The 19,168-nt window shown below is 64.7% G+C and carries 26 protein-coding genes; all 26 read right to left on the bottom strand.

The window, feature by feature from the left end; translation table 11 throughout:
- Position 1: 1 nt before the first annotated feature.
- Entirely contained in the window at positions 2-439 is a 438-nt protein-coding gene (gene rplO / locus LVB77_RS06780; RefSeq protein ID WP_232909399.1) for a 50S ribosomal protein L15, read from the bottom strand.
- A gap of 10 nt (positions 440-449) precedes the next feature.
- Positions 450-656, bottom strand: a complete 207-nt coding sequence (rpmD, locus tag LVB77_RS06775; protein WP_036111762.1) for a 50S ribosomal protein L30 — start codon at positions 654-656, stop codon at positions 450-452.
- Positions 649-1,191 (bottom strand): 30S ribosomal protein S5, encoded by a 543-nt coding sequence (rpsE, locus tag LVB77_RS06770; protein WP_055902361.1) that lies wholly within the window; start codon positions 1,189-1,191, stop codon positions 649-651. The genes rpmD and rpsE overlap by 8 nt, the downstream gene beginning before the upstream one ends.
- A 163-nt stretch (positions 1,192-1,354) precedes the next feature.
- The gene (gene rplR / locus LVB77_RS06765; protein ID WP_232909398.1) at positions 1,355-1,708 is read right to left on the bottom strand and encodes a 50S ribosomal protein L18; all 354 of its coding nucleotides are present in this window, start codon (positions 1,706-1,708) and stop codon (positions 1,355-1,357) included.
- Positions 1,709-1,767: 59 nt separating this feature from the next.
- Entirely contained in the window at positions 1,768-2,295 is a 528-nt protein-coding gene (rplF, locus tag LVB77_RS06760) for a 50S ribosomal protein L6 (RefSeq protein ID WP_232909397.1), read from the bottom strand.
- A 15-nt stretch (positions 2,296-2,310) separates the two neighbouring features.
- On the bottom strand, positions 2,311-2,709 hold the full coding sequence (rpsH, locus tag LVB77_RS06755) for a 30S ribosomal protein S8 (protein ID WP_091636277.1): 399 nt from the start codon (positions 2,707-2,709) through the stop codon (positions 2,311-2,313).
- A gap of 135 nt (positions 2,710-2,844) precedes the next feature.
- Positions 2,845-3,150: a 30S ribosomal protein S14 gene (gene rpsN / locus LVB77_RS06750; protein WP_232909396.1), complete on the bottom strand. Its 306-nt coding sequence runs from the start codon at positions 3,148-3,150 to the stop codon at positions 2,845-2,847.
- Positions 3,151-3,164: 14 nt separating this feature from the next.
- Positions 3,165-3,707 (bottom strand): 50S ribosomal protein L5, encoded by a 543-nt coding sequence (gene rplE, locus LVB77_RS06745; protein WP_232909395.1) that lies wholly within the window; start codon positions 3,705-3,707, stop codon positions 3,165-3,167.
- An 11-nt stretch (positions 3,708-3,718) separates the two neighbouring features.
- Positions 3,719-4,033: a 50S ribosomal protein L24 gene (gene rplX / locus LVB77_RS06740; protein ID WP_115857107.1), complete on the bottom strand. Its 315-nt coding sequence runs from the start codon at positions 4,031-4,033 to the stop codon at positions 3,719-3,721.
- 16 nt (positions 4,034-4,049) lie between these two features.
- Positions 4,050-4,418, bottom strand: a complete 369-nt coding sequence (gene rplN / locus LVB77_RS06735) for a 50S ribosomal protein L14 (protein ID WP_056172322.1) — start codon at positions 4,416-4,418, stop codon at positions 4,050-4,052.
- Between the two features lie 14 nt (positions 4,419-4,432).
- A complete protein-coding gene (gene rpsQ / locus LVB77_RS06730) occupies positions 4,433-4,702 on the bottom strand; it encodes a 30S ribosomal protein S17 (protein ID WP_055902341.1) in 270 nt (89 codons plus the stop codon).
- Positions 4,703-4,711: 9 nt separating this feature from the next.
- Positions 4,712-4,897 carry a 50S ribosomal protein L29 gene (gene rpmC, locus LVB77_RS06725; RefSeq protein WP_056172318.1) on the bottom strand — a complete coding sequence of 62 codons (186 nt, stop codon included), beginning with the start codon at positions 4,895-4,897 and terminating at the stop codon, positions 4,712-4,714.
- Positions 4,897-5,310 (bottom strand): 50S ribosomal protein L16, encoded by a 414-nt coding sequence (rplP, locus tag LVB77_RS06720; RefSeq protein ID WP_055902334.1) that lies wholly within the window; start codon positions 5,308-5,310, stop codon positions 4,897-4,899. Before rplP ends, rpmC begins: the two co-directional genes overlap by 1 nt.
- A 6-nt stretch (positions 5,311-5,316) precedes the next feature.
- Complete coding sequence (rpsC, locus tag LVB77_RS06715; RefSeq protein ID WP_232909394.1) at positions 5,317-6,060, bottom strand: 30S ribosomal protein S3; 744 nt, start codon at positions 6,058-6,060, stop codon at positions 5,317-5,319.
- A gap of 14 nt (positions 6,061-6,074) precedes the next feature.
- Positions 6,075-6,410: a 50S ribosomal protein L22 gene (gene rplV, locus LVB77_RS06710; RefSeq protein ID WP_056176302.1), complete on the bottom strand. Its 336-nt coding sequence runs from the start codon at positions 6,408-6,410 to the stop codon at positions 6,075-6,077.
- 10 nt (positions 6,411-6,420) lie between these two features.
- A complete protein-coding gene (gene rpsS, locus LVB77_RS06705; protein ID WP_056172311.1) occupies positions 6,421-6,690 on the bottom strand; it encodes a 30S ribosomal protein S19 in 270 nt (89 codons plus the stop codon).
- Between the two features lie 6 nt (positions 6,691-6,696).
- Positions 6,697-7,524: a 50S ribosomal protein L2 gene (gene rplB, locus LVB77_RS06700; RefSeq protein WP_091636282.1), complete on the bottom strand. Its 828-nt coding sequence runs from the start codon at positions 7,522-7,524 to the stop codon at positions 6,697-6,699.
- 10 nt (positions 7,525-7,534) lie between these two features.
- Positions 7,535-7,831, bottom strand: a complete 297-nt coding sequence (gene rplW, locus LVB77_RS06695) for a 50S ribosomal protein L23 (protein ID WP_232909393.1) — start codon at positions 7,829-7,831, stop codon at positions 7,535-7,537.
- Positions 7,828-8,433 carry a 50S ribosomal protein L4 gene (gene rplD / locus LVB77_RS06690; RefSeq protein WP_232909392.1) on the bottom strand — a complete coding sequence of 202 codons (606 nt, stop codon included), beginning with the start codon at positions 8,431-8,433 and terminating at the stop codon, positions 7,828-7,830. Before rplD ends, rplW begins: the two co-directional genes overlap by 4 nt.
- Before the next feature lie 2 nt (positions 8,434-8,435).
- The gene (gene rplC / locus LVB77_RS06685; RefSeq protein WP_056172304.1) at positions 8,436-9,092 is read right to left on the bottom strand and encodes a 50S ribosomal protein L3; all 657 of its coding nucleotides are present in this window, start codon (positions 9,090-9,092) and stop codon (positions 8,436-8,438) included.
- An 11-nt stretch (positions 9,093-9,103) separates the two neighbouring features.
- On the bottom strand, positions 9,104-9,415 hold the full coding sequence (gene rpsJ, locus LVB77_RS06680) for a 30S ribosomal protein S10 (RefSeq protein WP_022968186.1): 312 nt from the start codon (positions 9,413-9,415) through the stop codon (positions 9,104-9,106).
- A gap of 572 nt (positions 9,416-9,987) precedes the next feature.
- Positions 9,988-11,178 (bottom strand): elongation factor Tu, encoded by a 1,191-nt coding sequence (tuf, locus tag LVB77_RS06675; protein WP_232909385.1) that lies wholly within the window; start codon positions 11,176-11,178, stop codon positions 9,988-9,990.
- A 165-nt stretch (positions 11,179-11,343) separates the two neighbouring features.
- Positions 11,344-13,464 (bottom strand): elongation factor G, encoded by a 2,121-nt coding sequence (gene fusA, locus LVB77_RS06670; protein WP_232909391.1) that lies wholly within the window; start codon positions 13,462-13,464, stop codon positions 11,344-11,346.
- Between the two features lie 147 nt (positions 13,465-13,611).
- Positions 13,612-14,079, bottom strand: a complete 468-nt coding sequence (rpsG, locus tag LVB77_RS06665) for a 30S ribosomal protein S7 (protein ID WP_055902462.1) — start codon at positions 14,077-14,079, stop codon at positions 13,612-13,614.
- 83 nt (positions 14,080-14,162) lie between these two features.
- Positions 14,163-14,537, bottom strand: coding sequence for a 30S ribosomal protein S12 (gene rpsL / locus LVB77_RS06660; RefSeq protein ID WP_036115437.1), 375 nt, complete (start codon positions 14,535-14,537; stop codon positions 14,163-14,165).
- Between the two features lie 361 nt (positions 14,538-14,898).
- On the bottom strand, positions 14,899-19,137 hold the full coding sequence (gene rpoC / locus LVB77_RS06655) for a DNA-directed RNA polymerase subunit beta' (protein WP_232909390.1): 4,239 nt from the start codon (positions 19,135-19,137) through the stop codon (positions 14,899-14,901).
- Positions 19,138-19,168: the final 31 nt, after the last annotated feature.

The following is a 19,168-nucleotide window of genomic DNA, read 5'->3' as shown; positions in this document are numbered from 1 at the left end:
CTTACTCCTCGACCTTGCCGCCAGCCGCTTCGATAGCGGCCTTCGCGCCGGCCGTGGCCAGCACGCCCTTGAGCACGAACGCCTTGCTCAGTTCGCCCTTCTTGACGATCTTCGCCTGCTTGGCCGTGGTCGGAACCAGCTTGGCCGCCAGCAGCTTGGCGAAATCGATCTCGCCGGCTTCCAGCTTGTCCAGCTGGTAGGACAGCACCTCGGCGGTGTCCTTGGCGGTCTTGGAGCGGAAACCGATCTTCGGCAGACGACGCTGCATCGGGGTCTGACCGCCTTCGAAGCCGGCCTTGATCTTGCCCTTGCCCGAACGCGCGAACGAACCCTTGTGGCCGCGGCCCGCGGTCTTGCCCAGGCCCGAACCGATACCGCGACCGACGCGCTTGCGGTCTTCGCGGGCGCCGTCAGCCGGCTTGAGTGTATTGAGACGCATGATGTTCTCCTTAGCCCTCGACCTGAACCAGGTAGTGGACCGTGTTGATCAGGCCACGAACCTGCGGGCTGTCCTTCAGCGTCCGCACGTCGTTGAGCTTGTTCAGGCCCAGCGCCTTCACCGACAGGCGGTGACGCGACTGGCAGCCACGCAGACCCTTGACGAGGCGCACCGTGACGGTGCCGCCTTCGACCGGCTTGTTAGCAGCCTTAGCCATGGTTGAGATCCTCCACCTTCTTGCCGCGCTTGGCCGCGATCTTGGCCGGCGAGTGCATGCCGGTCAGGCCCTTCAGCGTGGCGCGGACCAGGTTGATCGGATTGCGCGAACCGGTGGCCTTGGCCAGCACGTTCTTGACGCCGACCGCTTCGAGCACGGCGCGCATCGCGCCGCCGGCGATCACGCCGGTACCTTCCGACGCCGGCTGCATGAACACATGCGCCGCGCCGTGGCCCGACTTGACGGCGTGCCACAGGGTGCCGTTGTTCAGATCGACGTTGTTCATCGCCTTGCGGGCGTATTCCATCGACTTCTGGATGGCGACCGGCACTTCGCGCGCCTTGCCGTAGCCGAAGCCGACCTTGCCGTTGCCGTCGCCCACCACCGTCAGCGCGGTGAAGGTGAACTGGCGACCGCCCTTGACGGTCTTGCTGACGCGGTTGACCGCGATCAGCTTCTCGATCATGCCGTCGTCGATCTCTTCGCGGTTGCGGTCGCGATCACGACCCCGCGGTGCACGCTGTTCTTCAGCCATTTCGATATCTCGTTGATTAAAGGGATTTGCGGCGTCGCCGCTTATGGTTGTGATGTACATCGGGTGCAGCGACCAGGACGGGAACCCGTCCTGGCGCCCGGCGCAGACCGCGCCGGCAGTTGTCTGCTTCAGGCGTGGGGACGGATCCCCTCGCCTTCAAGGCTTAGAACTTCAGGCCGCCTTCGCGCGCCGCATCGGCCAGAGCCTTGATGCGACCGTGGTAGCGGTAACCCGAACGGTCGAATGCGACCTTCTCGATGCCGGCGGCCTTGGCCTTGGCGGCGATCGCGTGGCCGACCTTGACGGCGGCTTCGGCGTTCTTGCCGCTCTTCAGGCCTTCCTTGACGTCGGCCTGCACGGTCGAGGCGGCAGCCAGGACCTTGGAGCCGTCGGCGGTGAAGACCTGGGCGTACAGGTGCTGGCCGGTGCGCAGCACCGACAGACGCGGCACGCCGAGCTCGCGGATGTGCGCACGGGTGGACTTGGCGCGACGCAGGCGGGAAATGTTCTTGTTCATGTTCTGATCTCCGAAAGCTGAAGGGGGGTCGGCAGGGCCCTATCAGGGCGATGCGTTCCTTAGGCCTTCTTGGCTTCCTTGCGGATGATGACTTCGCCGGCGTACTTCACGCCCTTGCCCTTGTAGGGCTCCGGCGGACGGAAACCGCGAATCTTGGCGGCGACTTCACCGACGCGCTGCTTGTCCGCGCCCTGGACCAGGATCTCGGTCTGGGTCGGGGTGGCGATGGTGATGCCTTCCGGCGCCTTGAACAGCACCGGGTGCGAGAAACCCAGCGCCAGGTTCAGGTCCTGGCCCTGCATCGAGGCGCGGTAGCCGACGCCGACCAGCTCGAGCTTGCGCTCGAAGCCTTCGGAGACGCCCTTGACCATGTTCGCGAGGATCGCGCGCAGGGTGCCCGTGAGCGGGATCAGCGCAGCGTCTTCGGTGGTGAACACGGCTTCGCCGTTTTCGATCTGCAGGTTGATGGCGGCCGGCTTGGCGATCGACAGGGTGCCCTTCGGGCCCTTGGCGCTGACCTGGTCAGCCTGCACGTTCAGTTCGACGCCCTTCGGCAGGGCGATCGGCTTCTTGGCAACTCGGGACATGGTTCGTTTACTCCCTTAGGCCACGAAGCACAGGACTTCACCGCCGACGCCCTGCTGGCGCGCCTGCGCATCGGTCATGATGCCCTTCGAGGTGGAGATGATGGCGATGCCCAGGCCGCCCAGGACCTTCGGCAGCGCTTCCTTGCCGCGGTACTGACGCAGGCCCGAACGGGAGTAGCGCTGCAGGCGCTCGATCACCGGCTTGCCTTCGTAGTACTTCAGCGAAATTTCGAGTTCGGCCTTGCCCGGGGTGGTCTGCACCACGCGCGAGTCCAGGATGTAGCCCTCGTCCTTCAGCACGGCGGCGATGGCCACCTTCACCTTGGACGACGGCATCTTCACCGTCTGCTTCCGAACAGCGGCCGCATTCTTGATGCGGACCAGCATGTCGGCGATGGGATCAGTCATGCTCATTGAATATCACCTATGAGTAGCACCGATATCCGCGGGATTGCGAATTTCAGTAATAGATACAACGGGTTACAACGCTTTCAACAGCGCCGCCGCGACCCGAGGGCCGCGGCGGTACAGCTGGGACAGCCGACTATCTTACCAGCTTGCCTTGCGAAGACCAGGCACGTCGCCGCGCATGGTGGCTTCACGCAGCTTGTTGCGGCCCAGGCCGAACTTCTGGTAGACGCCGCGCGAGCGGCCGGTCAGGGCGCAGCGGTTGCGCTGGCGGCTCGGCGAGGAGTCGCGCGGCAGCTTCTGCAGCTTGACGGCGGCTTCCAGCTTTTCCTCGTAGGAGGCGGTCTCGCTGGAAACGATCTTCTTCAGCGCATCACGCTTGCCGGCGAACTTCTTCACCAGCTTGGTCCGCTTGATGTCGCGGTTGATCATGGAGGACTTAGCCATAGTTCAATCCTGACTCAGTTGCGGAACGGGAAGCGGAAGGCTTCGAGCAGGGCCTTGGCCTCGGCATCGGTCTTCGCGGTCGTGGTGATCGCGATGTCCATGCCGCGCAGCGCGTCGACCTGGTCGAAATCGATTTCCGGGAAGATGATCTGTTCCTTGACGCCCATGTTGTAGTTGCCACGGCCGTCGAACGAACGACCCGAGACACCGCGGAAGTCGCGCACGCGCGGCAGCGAGATGTTGATCAGGCGGTCCATGAACTCGTACATCTTCGCGCGGCGCAGGGTGACCTTGGCGCCGATCGGCCAGCCGTCGCGGATCTTGAACGAAGCCACCGACACGCGGGTCTTCGTCACGATCGGCTTCTGGCCGGAGATCTTGGTCATGTCGGCAACGGCATTTTCCAGGATCTTCTTGTTGGTCGCAGCCTCGCCCACGCCCATGTTCAGCGTGATCTTGCTCAGGCGCGGCACTTCCATCGGGTTCTTGTAACCGAACTTCTCGGTCAGGGCAGGAACCACTTCTTTCTTGTAGAACTCTTCGAGCCGGGTGGTCATTTCAGCATTCCTCAGGCGTCAACCGCCTCACCGCTGGAGCGGAACACACGCAGTTTGCGTCCATCCTCCAGCACCTTGAAACCGATGCGTTCGCCCTTGCCGGTGGCCGGGTTGAACAGCATGACGTTGGAAATGTGAATCGGCGCTTCGCGCTCGATCACGCCGCCCGGCTGGTTGGCCTGCGGATTCGGTTTGGTGTGGCGCTTGACGACGTTGATGTTCGCCACGACGACCTTGTCGCCGAGCACGCGCACGACGTCGCCCTTCTTGCCCTTGTCCTTACCGGCGGTGACGATCACCTGATCGCCCTTCTTGATACGGTTCATGGTCTAGTTCCTCCGCTCAGAGCACTTCAGGCGCGAGCGAGACGATCTTCATGAACTTCTCCGAGCGCAGCTCGCGAGTCACGGGCCCGAAGATACGGGTGCCGATCGGCTCATGCTTGTTGTTGAGCAACACCGCGGCGTTGCCATCGAAGCGGATCAGCGAACCGTCCGGGCGGCGAACGCCCTTGCGGGTGCGGACCACGACGGCGTCGTAGACGTCGCCCTTCTTGACCTTGCCACGCGGAATCGCGTCCTTGACGGTGACCTTGATGATGTCGCCAATGTGCGCGTAACGGCGCTTGGAGCCGCCGAGCACCTTGATGCACATCACTTCTTTAGCACCGGAGTTGTCGGCCACGGCGAGGTAGCTTTGCATCTGGATCATGGTTCAGCCTCCTCTTATTCGGCCACGCGGCTGACGATCTCAACCACGCTCCAGTTCTTGGTCTTCGACATCGGCGCAATTTCCTTCACCCGCACGATGTCGCCTTCTTTGCAGGCGTTCTCGGCGTCGTGGGCATGGAGCTTGGTCGAGCGGCGGATGTACTTGCCGTACAGCGCGTGCTTGACCTGACGCTCGACGAGCACGGTGACGGTCTTGTCCATCTTGTTGCTGACGACCCGGCCTTCAACCGTGCGCAGCGCCTTCTCTGTGTTGTTGTCGGTCATGGCGGGTCCTTACTTCTTCTGACCCAGCAGCATGTTCACGCGAGCGATCTCGCGGCGAACACGGCGGGCCTCATGGGTCTTGGCGAGCTGGCCGGTGGCCTTCTGCATGCGGAGGGCGAAGCTCTCCTTGTGCAGATCGACCAGGTGAGCCTTGAGCTCGTCGGCCGACTTCTCGCGCAGTTGCTTGAGTTCCATTAGCGCACCGTCCGGGTAACGAAAGTGGTGGTCACCGAGAGCTTGGCGGCGGCCAGACGGAACGCTTCGCGCGCGACGTCCTCGGCAACACCCTCGATCTCGTAAATCATGCGACCGGGCTGGATCTGAGCGACCCAGTACTCGACGTTGCCCTTACCGGAGCCCATTCGGACTTCGATCGGCTTCTTGGTGATCGGCTTGTCCGGGAACACGCGGATCCACATCTTGCCGCCGCGCTTGACGTAGCGGCTGATCGAGCGGCGGGCCGCTTCGATCTGACGCGCGGTCAGCTGACCGTGCGCGGTCGCCTTGAGGCCGTATTCGCCGAAGCTGACGGCATTGCCGTTCCAGCTCAGGCCCTCATTGCGGCCCTTGTGTACCTTGCGGTACTTGGTTCGCTTGGGTTGCAACATGGCGGATTACCTCTGTTCGCGGGCAGGACGGCCCGGGCGGTCGTTACGGTCGCCGCGGTCGCCGCGGTCACCACGATCGCTGCGCGGCGAATCGTCCTGCTTTTCCTGGCCGACCTGGGTGAAATCGAAGATTTCGCCGCGGTAGACCCAGACTTTGATGCCGATGATGCCGTACGTCGTCTTGGCTTCAGCGAAGCCGTAGTCGATGTCGGCGCGCAGGGTGTGCAGAGGCACGCGGCCTTCGCGGTACCACTCCGAACGCGCGATCTCGGCGCCGTTGAGACGGCCGGCGACGTTGACCTTGATGCCCAGGGCACCCAGGCGCATCGCGTTGCCGACAGCGCGCTTCATCGCGCGGCGGAACATGATGCGGCGCTCGAGCTGCTGCGCGATCGACTCGGCGACCAGCTGCGCGTCGAGTTCCGGCTTGCGGACCTCGGTCACGTTGATGTGCGCCGGAACGCCCATCAGCGTGCTGACTTCCTTACGCAGCTTCTCGATGTCCTCGCCGCGCTTGCCGATCACCACGCCCGGACGGGCGGTGTGGATCGTGACGCGGGCGTTGTTGGCCGGACGCTCGATGAAGATCTTCGAGATACCGGCCTGCGCGAGCTTCTTGCGAAGCATCTCGCGGACCTTGAGGTCGGCAGCCAGGTACTCGGCGTACTGCTTCTTGCCGGCGAACCACTTGGAGTTCCAGTCCTTGGAGATACCAAGGCGGATACCGGTCGGATGAACTTTATGACCCATTGTCTGACTCCGCCTTACTTGCCCGCGCCCACAACCACAGTGATGTGGCTGGTGCGCTTGAGGATGCGGGTGCCGCGGCCCTTCGCACGCGCCATGAAGCGCTTCAGTGCGGGACCCTCGTCCACCATGATGGTCTTGACCTTGAGCTCGTCGACGTCGGCGCCCTGGTTGTTCTCGGCGTTGGCGATGGCGGACTCCACGACCTTGCGGATCAGTGCAGCTGCCTTCTTATCCGAGAACTTCAGCAGGTTGACGGCGCGTTCGGCGGACAGACCGCGCACCTGGTCGGCGACCAGGCGGGCTTTCTGCGGGGAGATGCGCGCGGTGCGCAGGATGGCTTTCGCTTCCATGGTCATCTCCTTACTTGCCCGACTTCTTGTCGCCGCCGTGACCCTTGAACGTACGGGTCAGGGCGAACTCGCCAAGCTTGTGGCCAACCATATTTTCGTTGACCAACACCGGGATGTGGTTCTTGCCGTTGTGCACGGCGATGGTGAAACCCACCATCTCCGGAAGCACCATCGAGCGACGCGACCAGGTCTTGATCGGCTTCTTGTTGTTGCCCGCGGTCTCCACCTTCTTCGCGAGATGGTGGTCGACGAACGGACCCTTTTTGAGTGAACGTGCCATGGCCGATTAGCTCCTGCGATCGCGAACGATGAACTGCTGCGTACGCTTGTTCTTACGCGTCTTGTAACCCTTGGTCGGCACGCCCCACGGCGTGACCGGATGCGGGTTGCCCTGGCCAGCCTTGGCCTCACCACCGCCGTGCGGATGGTCGACCGGGTTCATGGCCGCGCCGCGGACGGTCGGCTTGATACCGCGCCAGCGCTTGGCGCCGGCCTTGCCGAGCTTCTCGAGGCTGTGTTCGTCGTTGCCGACTTCGCCGATCGTGGCGCCGCATTCGACCGGCACCTTGCGCATTTCGCCGGAGCGAAGACGCAGCGTGGCGTAGCCCTGCTCGCGAGCGACCAGGTAGGCGCTGGCGCCGGCCGCGCGGGCCAGCTGGGCGCCCTTGCCCGGCTTCATCTCGACGCAGCACACGGTGGTGCCGACCGGGATGTTGCTCAGCGGAAGGGTGTTGCCGACGCGGATCGGAGCGTCGCGGCCAGCGATCACCTGATCGCCGTCCTTCAGGCCCTTGGGGGCGATGATGTAACGACGCTCGCCATCGACGTAGCACAGCAGCGCGATGTGCGCGGTGCGGTTGGGATCGTATTCGATCCGCTCGACGCGGGCGGGGATGCCGACCTTGTCGCGCTTGAAGTCGATGATGCGGTAATGCTGCTTGTGGCCACCGCCGATGTGACGGGTGGTGATGCGACCGTGGTGGTTACGGCCGCCGCTCTTGCTCTGCTTCTCGACCAACGCCGCGTGCGGCGCGCCCTTATGCAGGCCCGGCGTCACCACGCGGACCGCGCTGCGGCGGCCGGGGGAAGTGGGCTTGAAAGTCATCAATGCCATGGGTCTTTCCTCAGGGCTTGGCAATCACGTCGATCGACTGGCCAGCGGCCAGCTTCACGTACGCCTTGCGCCAGTCGCCGCGACGGCCCATGCGGAACTTGAAGGCCTTGTTCTTGCCCTTCACGTTGACCACATTCACCGCCTCGACCTTAACGTCGAACAGCTTTTCCACGGCGACCTTGATGTCGGCCTTGGTAGCGTCCGTCGCGACTTCGAAGACGTATTGGTTGGAAACTTCCTGCAGACGCGCGGTCTTCTCGGACACGCGCGGCGCACGGATGATGCTGTAGAGCTTGGCGTCGTTCATGCCAGCCACTCCTCGATCTTCTTGACCGCATCGGTCGTGAACACGATCGAGTCGGCGCCGACGAGGGCGACCGGATCGAGTCCCTGCACGTCGCGGACTTCCACGTAAGGCAGGTTGCGCGCCGAGAGGTACAGATTCTCGGAGGCTTCCTCGGTGACGAGCAGCGGACGACGGCCCATCTCAAGCGACTTGAGCTTGGCGACCATGCCCGAGGTCTTCGGCGAGTCGACGTCCAGCGTCTCCACGACGGTGATGCGGCCCTGACGGTTCAACTCCGACAGGATCGCAGCCATCGCTGCGCGGTACATCTTGCGGTTGACCTTCTGCGCGAAGCTGCGCGGCTTGGCCGCGAAGGTCACGCCGCCGCCGACGAAGATCGGAGCCGTCAGCGCGCCGTGACGCGCACCGCCGCCCTTCTGCTTCTTCGACTTCTTGGTGGTGCCGTTGACTTCCGAACGCGTCTTCTGCGCCTTGGTGCCGGCGCGGCCCGCGTTGCGGTAAGCCACAACGACCTGGTGGACCAGGTCTTCGCTGAATTCGCGATCGAAGATGGCGTCGGAAACCGACAGCTTCTTGTCGCTACCGTTGATGGCAAGTTCCATCGTTATGCTCCCTTGCTCGTCGGACGGACGATCACGTCGCCGCCCGGCGCGCCCGGCACGGCGCCCTTGATGGCGATCAGGCCGCGCTCGGCGTCGACCTTGACCACTTCCAGGCCCTGCGTGCTCTGCTGGACGGCGCCCATGTGACCGGACATCTTCTTGCCCGGGAAAACGCGACCCGGCGTCTGGCGCTGGCCGATCGAACCCGGCGAGCGGTGCGACAGCGAGTTACCGTGCGTCGCGTCGCCCATGCGGAAGTTCCAGCGCTTGATCGTGCCCTGGAAGCCCTTGCCCTTGGTGATGCCCTGGACGTCGACGATCTGGCCTTCGGAGAAGATGTCGGCCTTGATCTCGCCGCCCACTTCGAAAGCGCCGATCTGGTCGGCTTCCACGCGCAGCTCCCACAGGCCGCGACCGGCTTCGACCTTCGCCTTGGCGAGGTGACCGGCTTCCGGCTTGTTGACGAGCGCGGCGCGGCGCACGCCGACCGTCACCTGCACGGCGCTGTAGCCGTCGGTGTCGGTGGTCTTGATCTGGGTGATACGGTTCGGAGTGGCTTCGATCAGCGTCACCGGCACCGACTTACCGTCGGCGAGGAAGACGCGGCTCATGCCGGCCTTACGGCCGACGATGCCCAACGAATATTTCTTCGCGGTCATGGTGGCTTGCCTCAGGTCAGCTTGATCTGCACGTCGACGCCAGCCGCGAGTTCGAGCTTCATCAGCGCGTCCACGGTCTTGTCGTTGGGGTCGACGATGTCGAGCACGCGCTTGTGCGTGCGGGTTTCGTACTGGTCACGCGCGTCCTTATCGACGTGCGGGGAAACCAGAACGGTGTAGCGCTCGATCTTGGTCGGCAGCGGGATCGGGCCGCGCACTTGCGCGCCGGTCCGCTTAGCCGTCTCGACGATCTCGCTGGCCGAGCGGTCGATCAAACGATGATCGTACGCCTTCAGCCGAATCCGGATCTTTTGGTCCGCCATGACGGAATTCCTTGGTTAAAAGAGCGACGGGCCGGCTTCTGGGTGTGCCGAACCCCACGAAAACGCAAACACTCCAGGGCAGCACCCTCGCCCCGGAGCTTCCTTGCCTGGAAAAAACTAAGGCAGACCGGTCACCCGGTCCGCCCAGACTGAGCAGAACGCACGAAGGGCCCCGTGTGCGTTCCTTGGAAGCCCGAAGGGGCCCGGAACGTACGGAGCGCTGCCGTGCGACATATCCCTGTCTGGCGAATACGAGGTGCGTCCTGCTCCTCATTTCGCTGGTCGCGCCGCCCTGGATTTACAAGGCTGGCACGGTGGTCGCGCATTCTAACCGTATTGCCAGGGAGGACGCAAGCGCCCTGCCCGGCTGGCGGTTAATGCCCGGGCCGGCGTCCCGTAGGGGCCGGTCCGGAGGACCCGGAACCGGGGGCGAACCCTGGTTCCTGTGTTGCTTGGAGCGGTGAGACTGGATCTGCCAGAGGCCGGAGGTATGCCGGCACTCTGGATTCCCGCTTTCGCGGGAATGACCCTTTGACAAAGCCGGGCGCGCGGTGCACGCCCGGGTCAAAGGGTCACTTGATGATCTTCGCCACCACGCCGGCGCCGACCGTACGGCCGCCTTCGCGGATCGCGAAGCGCAGGCCATCGTCCATCGCCACCGGGTTGATCAGCGACACGACCATCTTGATGTTGTCGCCCGGCATCACCATCTCGACGCCGTCCGGCAGCGTCACCGCGCCGGTGATGTCGGTCGTGCGGAAGTAGAACTGCGGACGGTAGCCCTTGAAGAACGGGGTGTGACGGCCGCCCTCGTCCTTCGACAGCACGTACACCTCGGCTTCGAACTCGGTGTGCGGGGTGATCGAACCCGGCTTGGCCAGCACCTGGCCGCGCTCGACGTCGTCACGCTTGGTGCCGCGCAGCAGCAGACCGGCGTTGTCGCCCGCCTGACCCTGGTCCAGCAGCTTGCGGAACATTTCCACGCCGGTCACGGTGGTCTTCTGCGTCGGACGGATACCGACGATTTCGATTTCGTCGCCCACCTTGATGATGCCGCGCTCGATACGGCCGGTCACCACGGTGCCGCGGCCCGAGATCGAGAACACGTCTTCCACCGGCATCAGGAACGGCTTGTCGATCGCGCGCTCCGGCTCCGGAATGAACGTGTCCAGCGCGTCCACCAGCTTCAGGATCGCCGGCACGCCGATTTCCGACTGGTCGCCTTCCAGCGCCAGACGCGCCGAACCGTGGATGATCGGGGTGTCGTCGCCCGGGAACTCGTACTTGGTCAGCAGCTCGCGAACTTCCATCTCCACCAGCTCGAGCAGCTCGGCGTCGTCCACCATGTCGGCCTTGTTCAGGAACACGACGATGTACGGCACGCCGACCTGACGCGACAGCAGGATGTGCTCGCGCGTCTGCGGCATCGGGCCGTCAGCGGCCGAGCACACCAGAATCGCGCCGTCCATCTGCGCCGCACCCGTGATCATGTTCTTCACGTAGTCGGCGTGGCCCGGGCAGTCCACGTGCGCGTAGTGGCGGTTCGCCGATTCGTACTCGACGTGCGCCGTCGAAATCGTGATGCCGCGCGCCTTCTCTTCCGGCGCCGCGTCGATCGCGTCGTACGCCTTGAACTCGCCGCCGAAACGCTCAGCGCCCACCTTGGTCAGCGCTGCGGTCAGCGTGGTCTTGCCGTGGTCCACGTGGCCGATGGTGCCCACGTTCACGTGCGGCTTGGTGCGCTCGAATTTACCCTTAGCCATGATGTCTCTCTCAAGTTCTGTGATTCGTGATTCGGGATTTGGGATAGGCGATGAGGGCCGCCCAATCCCGCAATGAAGCTGTGTCCGACCGGCAGGCGGTGCGGGTTTCGGGAGCCGGTGGAATCCGACTGGCGGATTCCCGGCCCGACTCCCTGGCCTTCGCTATCAGCCGCCCTTCTTGATCACGGCTTCGGCGATGTTGTTCGGCGCCTCGGCGTAGTGATCGAATTCCATCGTGAAGGTGGCGCGGCCCTGGGTCAGCGAACGGATGGTGGTCGCGTAACCGAACATTTCGCCCAGCGGCACCATCGCGTTGATGGTCTTGCCCGACGGCGTGTCGTCCTGGCCCTGCAACAGGCCGCGACGGCGGCTCAGGTCGCCCATCACGTCGCCGACGTACTCTTCCGGCGTCACGACTTCGACCTTCATCATCGGTTCCAGCAGGACCGGATCGGCCTTGCGGAAACCTTCCTTGAACGCCATCGACGCGGCCAGCTTGAACGCCATTTCCGAGGAGTCGACGTCGTGGTACGAGCCGAACACCAGCTTGACCTTGACGCCCACCACCGGGAAGCCGGCCAGCGGACCGCTGGTGATGGTTTCGCGCAGGCCCTTCTCGATCGCCGGGATGAATTCCTTCGGAATCACGCCGCCGGTGATGTCGTTGACGAACAGGAAATCGTTCTCGACGTCCTCGTTGGCCTTGTCGGCGTCGTTCATCGGCGACAGCTCGATCACGACGTGACCGTACTGACCCTTACCGCCGGACTGCTTGGCGTGCTTGTAATCCGACTTGACGTCCGACTTGCGGATCGTCTCGCGGTAGGCCACCTGCGGCTTGCCGACGTTGGCTTCGACGTTGAACTCGCGCTTCATGCGGTCGACGAGGATGTCCAGGTGCAGCTCGCCCATGCCGGCGATGATGGTCTGGCCCGATTCTTCGTCGGTGCGCACGCGGAACGAGGGATCTTCCTGCGCCAGACGGCCCAGGGCGATACCCATCTTTTCCTGGTCCGACTTGGTCTTGGGCTCCACCGCCATCGAGATGACGGGCTCCGGGAAGACCATGCGTTCGAGGGTGATGATGTGATCCTGCGCGCACAGCGTGTCGCCGGTGGTCACGTCCTTCAGGCCCACGGCCGCGGCGATGTCGCCGGCGCGGACTTCCTTGATTTCGTCGCGCTGGTTGGCGTGCATCTGCAGGATGCGGCCGACGCGTTCCTTCTTCGACTTGACCGGGTTGTACACCTGGTCGCCCGAATTCAGCACGCCCGAATAGACGCGGAAGAAGGTCAGCGAACCCACGAACGGGTCGGTCATGATCTTGAACGCCAGCGCCGAGAACGGCTCGGTGTCGGACGCCTTGCGGGTGTCTTCCTTCTCGTCCTCGTCGATGCCGGCGACCGGCGGACGGTCGGACGGCGACGGCAGCAGGTTGATCACGCCGTCGAGCATGGCCTGCACGCCCTTGTTCTTGAACGCCGAGCCGCAGAACACCGGCACGATTTCCACGCGCAGGGTGCGCTCGCGCAGACCGGAGATGATTTCTTCCTCGGTCAGCTCGCCCTCGTTGAGGTACTTGTCCATCAGCGCTTCCGAGGCTTCCGCCGCGGCTTCGATCATGAACGCGCGCGCTTCCTCGGCCTTGGACTGCAGGTCGGCCGGGATGTCGCGGTACTCGAACTTGGTGCCCTGCGAGGCGACGTCCCAATGGATCGCCTTCATCTTCAGCAGGTCGACCACGCCCTCGAAGCCGTCTTCGGCGCCGATCGGCACCTGCATCGGCACGGCGTAGGCGCCCAGACGGGCCTTCAGCTGCTCGACGACCTTATCGAAGTTGGCGCCGGTGCGGTCCATCTTGTTGACGAACGCCATGCGCGGCACGGAGTACTTGTTGGCCTGGCGCCACACGGTCTCCGACTGCGGCTGCACGCCACCCACGGCGCACAGCACGAACACGGCGCCGTCGAGCACGCGCAGCGAACGCTCGACTTCGATCGTGAAGTCGACGTGTCCGGGGGTGTCGATGATGTTGAAGCGGTGCTCCGGCAGGGACTTGTCCATGCCCTTCCAGAACGCGGTGGTGGCCGCCGACGTAATGGTGATGCCGCGCTCCTGCTCCTGCTCCATCCAGTCCATCGTCGCGGCACCTTCGTGCACTTCGCCGATCTTGTGGCTGACGCCGGTGTAGAAAAGGATGCGCTCGGACGTGGTGGTCTTACCCGCGTCGATGTGGGCCATGATGCCGAAGTTGCGGTAACGCTCGATGGGAGTGGTGCGAGCCACGGGACCCTCTCGTAAGTTTTCGAATTCCAGATGGCCGGACGCCGCCTCGTGGGCGGCCTCCGGTTCGCTAGGCGGCCATTACGCCGCCGCGGCAGCGCGCGATGCGCTGCTGAGGCCCGGGCACTCAGGTGCCCTGGGGCGCTCGGATCACCAGCGGTAGTGAGCGAACGCCTTGTTCGCTTCCGCCATGCGGTGGGTCTCTTCGCGCTTCTTGATCGCGCCGCCGCGGTTTTCCGAGGCGTCGAGCAGTTCGGCGGCCAGCTTGCGCGGCATGGTGTTCTCGCCGCGCTTGCGCGCCGACTCGATCAGCCAGCGCATCGCCAGAGCCATGCGGCGCGACGAACGCACTTCGACCGGCACCTGGTAGGTGGCGCCGCCGACGCGACGCGACTTCACTTCGACCGCGGGCGAGACGTTGCCGAGGGCCTTTTCGACCAGCTCGAGCGCGTTCGGGTTCTTCTCCCCGATCACGTCCATGGCGCCGTAGACGATCTTCTCGGCGACGGACTTCTTGCCGCTCTGCATGACCATATTGATGAAGCGCGCGATCGTCTCGCTGCCGTGCTTGGGATCGGGCAGGACCGAACGCTGCGGGGTGGAACCTTTACGCGACATGGTGCGTACCTATTCTCGTGATTCTTGACAGACGTGCTTGCGGGCGGCGGCGCCGGAGGGCGCGCGCCTGGGCAGCTACGCGCTTAGGACTTCGGACGCTTCGCGCCGTACTTGGAACGGCTCTGGCGACGCTTGGCGACACCGGCGGCGTCGAGCGAGCCGCGAACGGTGTGGTAGCGCACGCCCGGCAGGTCCTTGACTCGGCCGCCGCGGATCAGCACCACGCTGTGCTCCTGCAGGTTGTGGCCTTCGCCGCCGATGTACGAGATGACCTCGTAACCGTTGGTCAGACGCACCTTGGCCACCTTACGCAGCGCCGAGTTCGGCTTCTTCGGGGTGGTGGTGTACACGCGGGTGCAAACGCCGCGACGCTGCGGGCAGTTCGCGAGCGCCGGCGAGGCGCTCTTGTAGGTGGTCGCCTGCCGCGGCTTGCGGACGAGCTGGTTGATCGTTGCCATCAGGAACTCTTTAGTGAGGGGCTGGTGTAGCCACTACGTTGAGAAGCGAACGGCAAGCCGAATACACCCGGCCCACCGAGACGAAAAAGTATAGCCCGCGTTCGACGTTACCGTCAACGCGAGCTATGGGAACAGCCGCCAGCCGCGGGGTTTCCGCGTGGCACAGCCGTTCTACATCCTGCGATCCCGCCCTGCCTTGGGCCGAACACGAGGCGCTCCCTGCGCCTCATTTCGTGATCTGGGACGCCCCGAAGGGCGATCCGAACTGCGAACTATATACGACTTGGCGCCGGCATGCCAGCGCCCGACCCGCCGCCGCCCTCCCCCGCGAGCGGGAGAGGGCCGGGCGCGGGCCCAGGCCTCAGGAGGCGCTGGACTCGTCGCCGGTCTCGGCCGCGACTTCGGCCTCGACGACCGCGGCCGGAGCCTCGACCGACACCGGGCCGGCCAGGGCCTCCATCTCCGAGTCGGTCAGACCCGAGGCGTTCTTGCGGCGCTGGGTGTGGTACGCCAGGCCGGTACCGGCCGGAATCAGGCGACCCACGATCACGTTTTCCTTCAGACCGCGCAGGCCGTCGCGGGTACCGCGCACGGCGGCCTCGGTCAGCACGCGGGTGGTCTCCTGGAACGACGCGGCCGAGATGAACGACTCGGTCGCCAGCGAGGCCTTGGTGATGCCCAGCAGGACCGGATCGTACTTGGCCGGGATCTCGTTACGGGCCAGCAGACGCGCGTTCTCCTCGACGAAGCGCTGACGCTCGATCTGCTCGCCATGCAGGAACTTGCTGTCGCCCTGGTCGGTGATTTCGACCTTGCGCAGCATCTGGCGAACGATGACTTCGATGTGCTTGTCGTTGATCTTCACGCCCTGCAGGCGGTAGACGTCCTGGATTTCCTTGGTCAGGTACACGGCCAGGGGCTCCACGCCGAGCAGGCGCAGGATGTCCTGCGGGCTCGGCTCGCCGTCCACCACGGTCTCGCCCTTCTCCACGTGCTCGCCTTCGAACACGATGATCTGGCGGTACTTCGGGATCAGCTCTTCGTGCTCGTTGCCGTCGGTTTCCTTGATGATCAGGCGCTGCTTGCCCTTGGTGTCCTTACCGAAGCTCACGATGCCGGAGACCTCGGCCAGCACGGCCGGATCCTTGGGCTTGCGGGCTTCGAACAGGTCGGCGACGCGCGGCAGACCACCGGTGATGTCGCGGGTCTTCGAGGCTTCCTGCGGGATCTTGGCGACCACGTCGCCCACGCCGACCGCGGCGCCGTCCTGCAGGTTGACGATCGAACGCGGCGGCAGCAGGTACTGCGCCGGCAGATCGGTGCCCGGAATCGACAGGTCCTTGCCGTTCTTGTCGACGATGCGCACGACCGGACGCAGGTCCTTGCCCTGCGAGCCGCGACGCTTCGGATCGGTGATCTCGCGCGAGGCCAGGCCGGTCAGTTCGTCGGTCTTCTCGATGACGGTCACGCCGTCGACGAAGTCGACGAAGCGGATGAAGCCCGCCACTTCCGAGACGATCGGGTGGTTATGCGGATCCCAATTCGCGACCTGCTGGCCGGCCTTGATCTCGGCACCGTCCTTGACGCTGATGGTGGCGCCGTACGGCAGCTTGTAGCGCTCGCGCTCGCGGCCGTGCGGGTCGAGGACCGACAGTTCGCCCGAACGCGACACCGCGACCAGGTGGCCGTTGGCGTGCGCGACGTGCTTGAGGTTGTTGAACTTGATCGAACCGGTGGTCTTGACCGTGACGTTGTCGATCGCCGCCGCACGCGAAGCCGCGCCGCCGATGTGGAACGTACGCATGGTCAGCTGCGTGCCGGGCTCGCCGATCGACTGCGCGGCGACGACGCCGACCGCTTCGCCGTGGTTTACCAGGTGGCCGCGGCCGAGGTCGCGACCGTAGCAGTGCGCGCAGACGCCGAAGGCGCTGGTGCAGGTGATGGTCGAACGCACCTTGATCGACTGGACGCTGGCGTCCTCGAGCTTCTGCACCCAGGCTTCGTCGAGCAGGGTGTTGCGGGTGACGATCGGATCCTCGTCGTTGCCCGGCAGGAACACGTCCTCGGCCACGACGCGGCCCAACACGCGATCGCGCAGCGGCTCGACCACGTCGCCGCCTTCGACGATCGGGGTCATCATCAGACCCTCGACGGTGCCGCAGTCGGTTTCGGTGATCACCACGTCCTGCGCCACGTCGACCAGACGGCGGGTCAGGTAACCCGAGTTCGCGGTCTTCAGCGCGGTATCGGCCAGACCCTTACGGGCGCCGTGCGTGGAGTTGAAGTACTCCTGCACGTTCAGGCCTTCGCGGAAGTTCGCCTTGATGGGCGTCTCGATGATCGAGCCGTCGGGACGGGCCATCAGGCCGCGCATGCCGGCCAGCTGACGGATCTGCGCCTGCGAACCGCGGGCGCCGGAGTCGGCCATGATGTACAGCGAGTTCATCGACTTCTGGTCGACGGCCTCGCCCTTGGCGTTGGTGATGTGATCGGTACCGATCGCGTCCATCATCGCCTTGGCCACGCGCTCGTTGGTGCGCGACCAGATATCGACGACCTTGTTGTAGCGCTCGCCGGCGGTGACCAGGCCCGACTGGTACTGCTGCTGGATTTCCAGCACTTCGCCCTCGGCCTCGGCGACGATGCCTTCCTTTTCCTTCGGGATGATCATGTCGTCGATGCCGATCGAGACGCCGGCGCGGGTCGCGTAGGCGAAGCCGGTGTACATCAGCTTGTCGGCGAACACGACCGTGTCCTTCAGGCCCAGCATGCGGTAGCAGCTGTTGATCAGGCGCGAGATGTTCTTCTTGGTCAGCTCGGTGTTGGCCAGCGCGAACGGCAGGCCGTCCGGCAGGATTTCGCGCAGCAGGGCGCGGCCGACGGTGGTGTCGACGATCGAGGTCTTGGGCGTGCGGGTGCCGTCCTCGTTGATCACGGACTCGCTGATGCGGACCTTGACCTTGGCGTGGATCTGCACGACGCGGTTGTCGTAGGCGCGCTTGACCTCGGCGACGTTGGCGAAGGCCATGCCCTCGCCCGCCTTGTTCTCCAGGGCGCGGGTCATGTAGTACAGACCCAGCACGACGTCCTGCGACGGCACGATGATCGGCTCGCCGTTGGCCGGCGACAGGATGTTGTTCGACGCCATCATCAGGGCGCGCGCTTCCAGCTGGGCCTCGAGGCTCAGCGGGACGTGCACGGCCATCTGGTCGCCGTCGAAGTCGGCGTTGAACGCGGTACAGACCAGCGGGTGCAGCTGGATGGCCTTACCTTCGATCAGCACCGGCTCGAACGCCTGGATGCCGAGGCGGTGCAGGGTCGGAGCGCGGTTCAACAGCACCGGATGCTCGCGGATCACCTCTTCGAGGATGTCCCACACCTCGGCCTCTTCGCGCTCGACCAGCTTCTTGGCGGCCTTGATCGTTGTGGCCAGGCCGCGACGCTGCAGCTTGGCGAAGATGAAGGGCTTGAACAGCTCCAGCGCCATCTTCTTCGGCAGGCCGCACTCGTGCAGGCGCAGGGTCGGACCGACCACGATGACCGAACGGCCCGAGTAGTCCACGCGCTTGCCGAGCAGGTTCTGACGGAACCGGCCCTGCTTGCCCTTGATCATGTCGGCCAGCGACTTGAGCGGGCGCTTGTTGGTGCCGGTGATGGCGCGGCCGCGACGGCCGTTGTCCATCAGGGCGTCGACCGACTCCTGCAGCATGCGCTTCTCGTTGCGCACGATGATGTCGGGCGCATTGAGTTCCAGCAGGCGGCGCAGGCGGTTGTTGCGGTTGATGACGCGGCGGTACAGGTCGTTCAGGTCGGAGGTCGCGAAGCGGCCGCCGTCCAGCGGCACCAGCGGACGCAGGTCCGGCGGCAGCACCGGCAGCACGGTCATGACCATCCACTCCGGACGGTTGCCCGACTCGAGGAAGGCTTCGACCAGCTTGATGCGCTTGGTGAGGCGCTTGAGCTTGGTTTCGCTGTTGGTCGAGGCGATCTCTTCCTTCAGCTGGATCATCTCGGCCTGCAGGTCGATGGTGCGCAGCAGGTCGTAGACCGCCTCGGCGCCCATCGCGGCCTCGAAGTCGTCGCCGTGCTCCTGGCGCGCCTGCAGGAACTGCTCTTCGGTCAGCAGGTTGCCGCGCTCCAGCGGGGTCAGGCCCGGCTCGGTGACGACGTAGGCTTCGAAGTACAGGATGCGCTCGATGTCGCGCAGGGTCATGTCCAGCATCAGGCCGATGCGCGACGGCAGCGACTTGAGGAACCAGATGTGGGCGACCGGCGAGGCCAGGTCGATGTGACCCATGCGCTCGCGACGGACCTTGGCCAGGGTGACCTCGGTGCCGCACTTCTCGCAGACCACGCCACGGTGCTTCATGCGCTTGTACTTGCCGCACAGGCACTCGTAGTCCTTGATCGGTCCGAAGATCGCGGCGCAGAACAGGCCGTCGCGCTCGGGCTTGAAGGTACGGTAGTTGATGGTTTCCGGCTTCTTCACTTCGCCGAACGACCACGAACGGATCAGGTCGGGCGAAGCCAGCGCGATCTTGATCGCGTCGAAGTCCAGCGCGGGGCGCTGCTGGTTGAAGAGGTTGAGCAAGTCTTTCATTTGAACTCTCCGGGAATCGGGATAGAGAAAG

The sequence above is a fragment of the Lysobacter sp. 5GHs7-4 genome (genome assembly GCF_021284765.1).
GTDB lineage: Bacteria > Pseudomonadota > Gammaproteobacteria > Xanthomonadales > Xanthomonadaceae > Lysobacter.
This window is presented reverse-complemented; position numbering and strand designations above follow the sequence as displayed.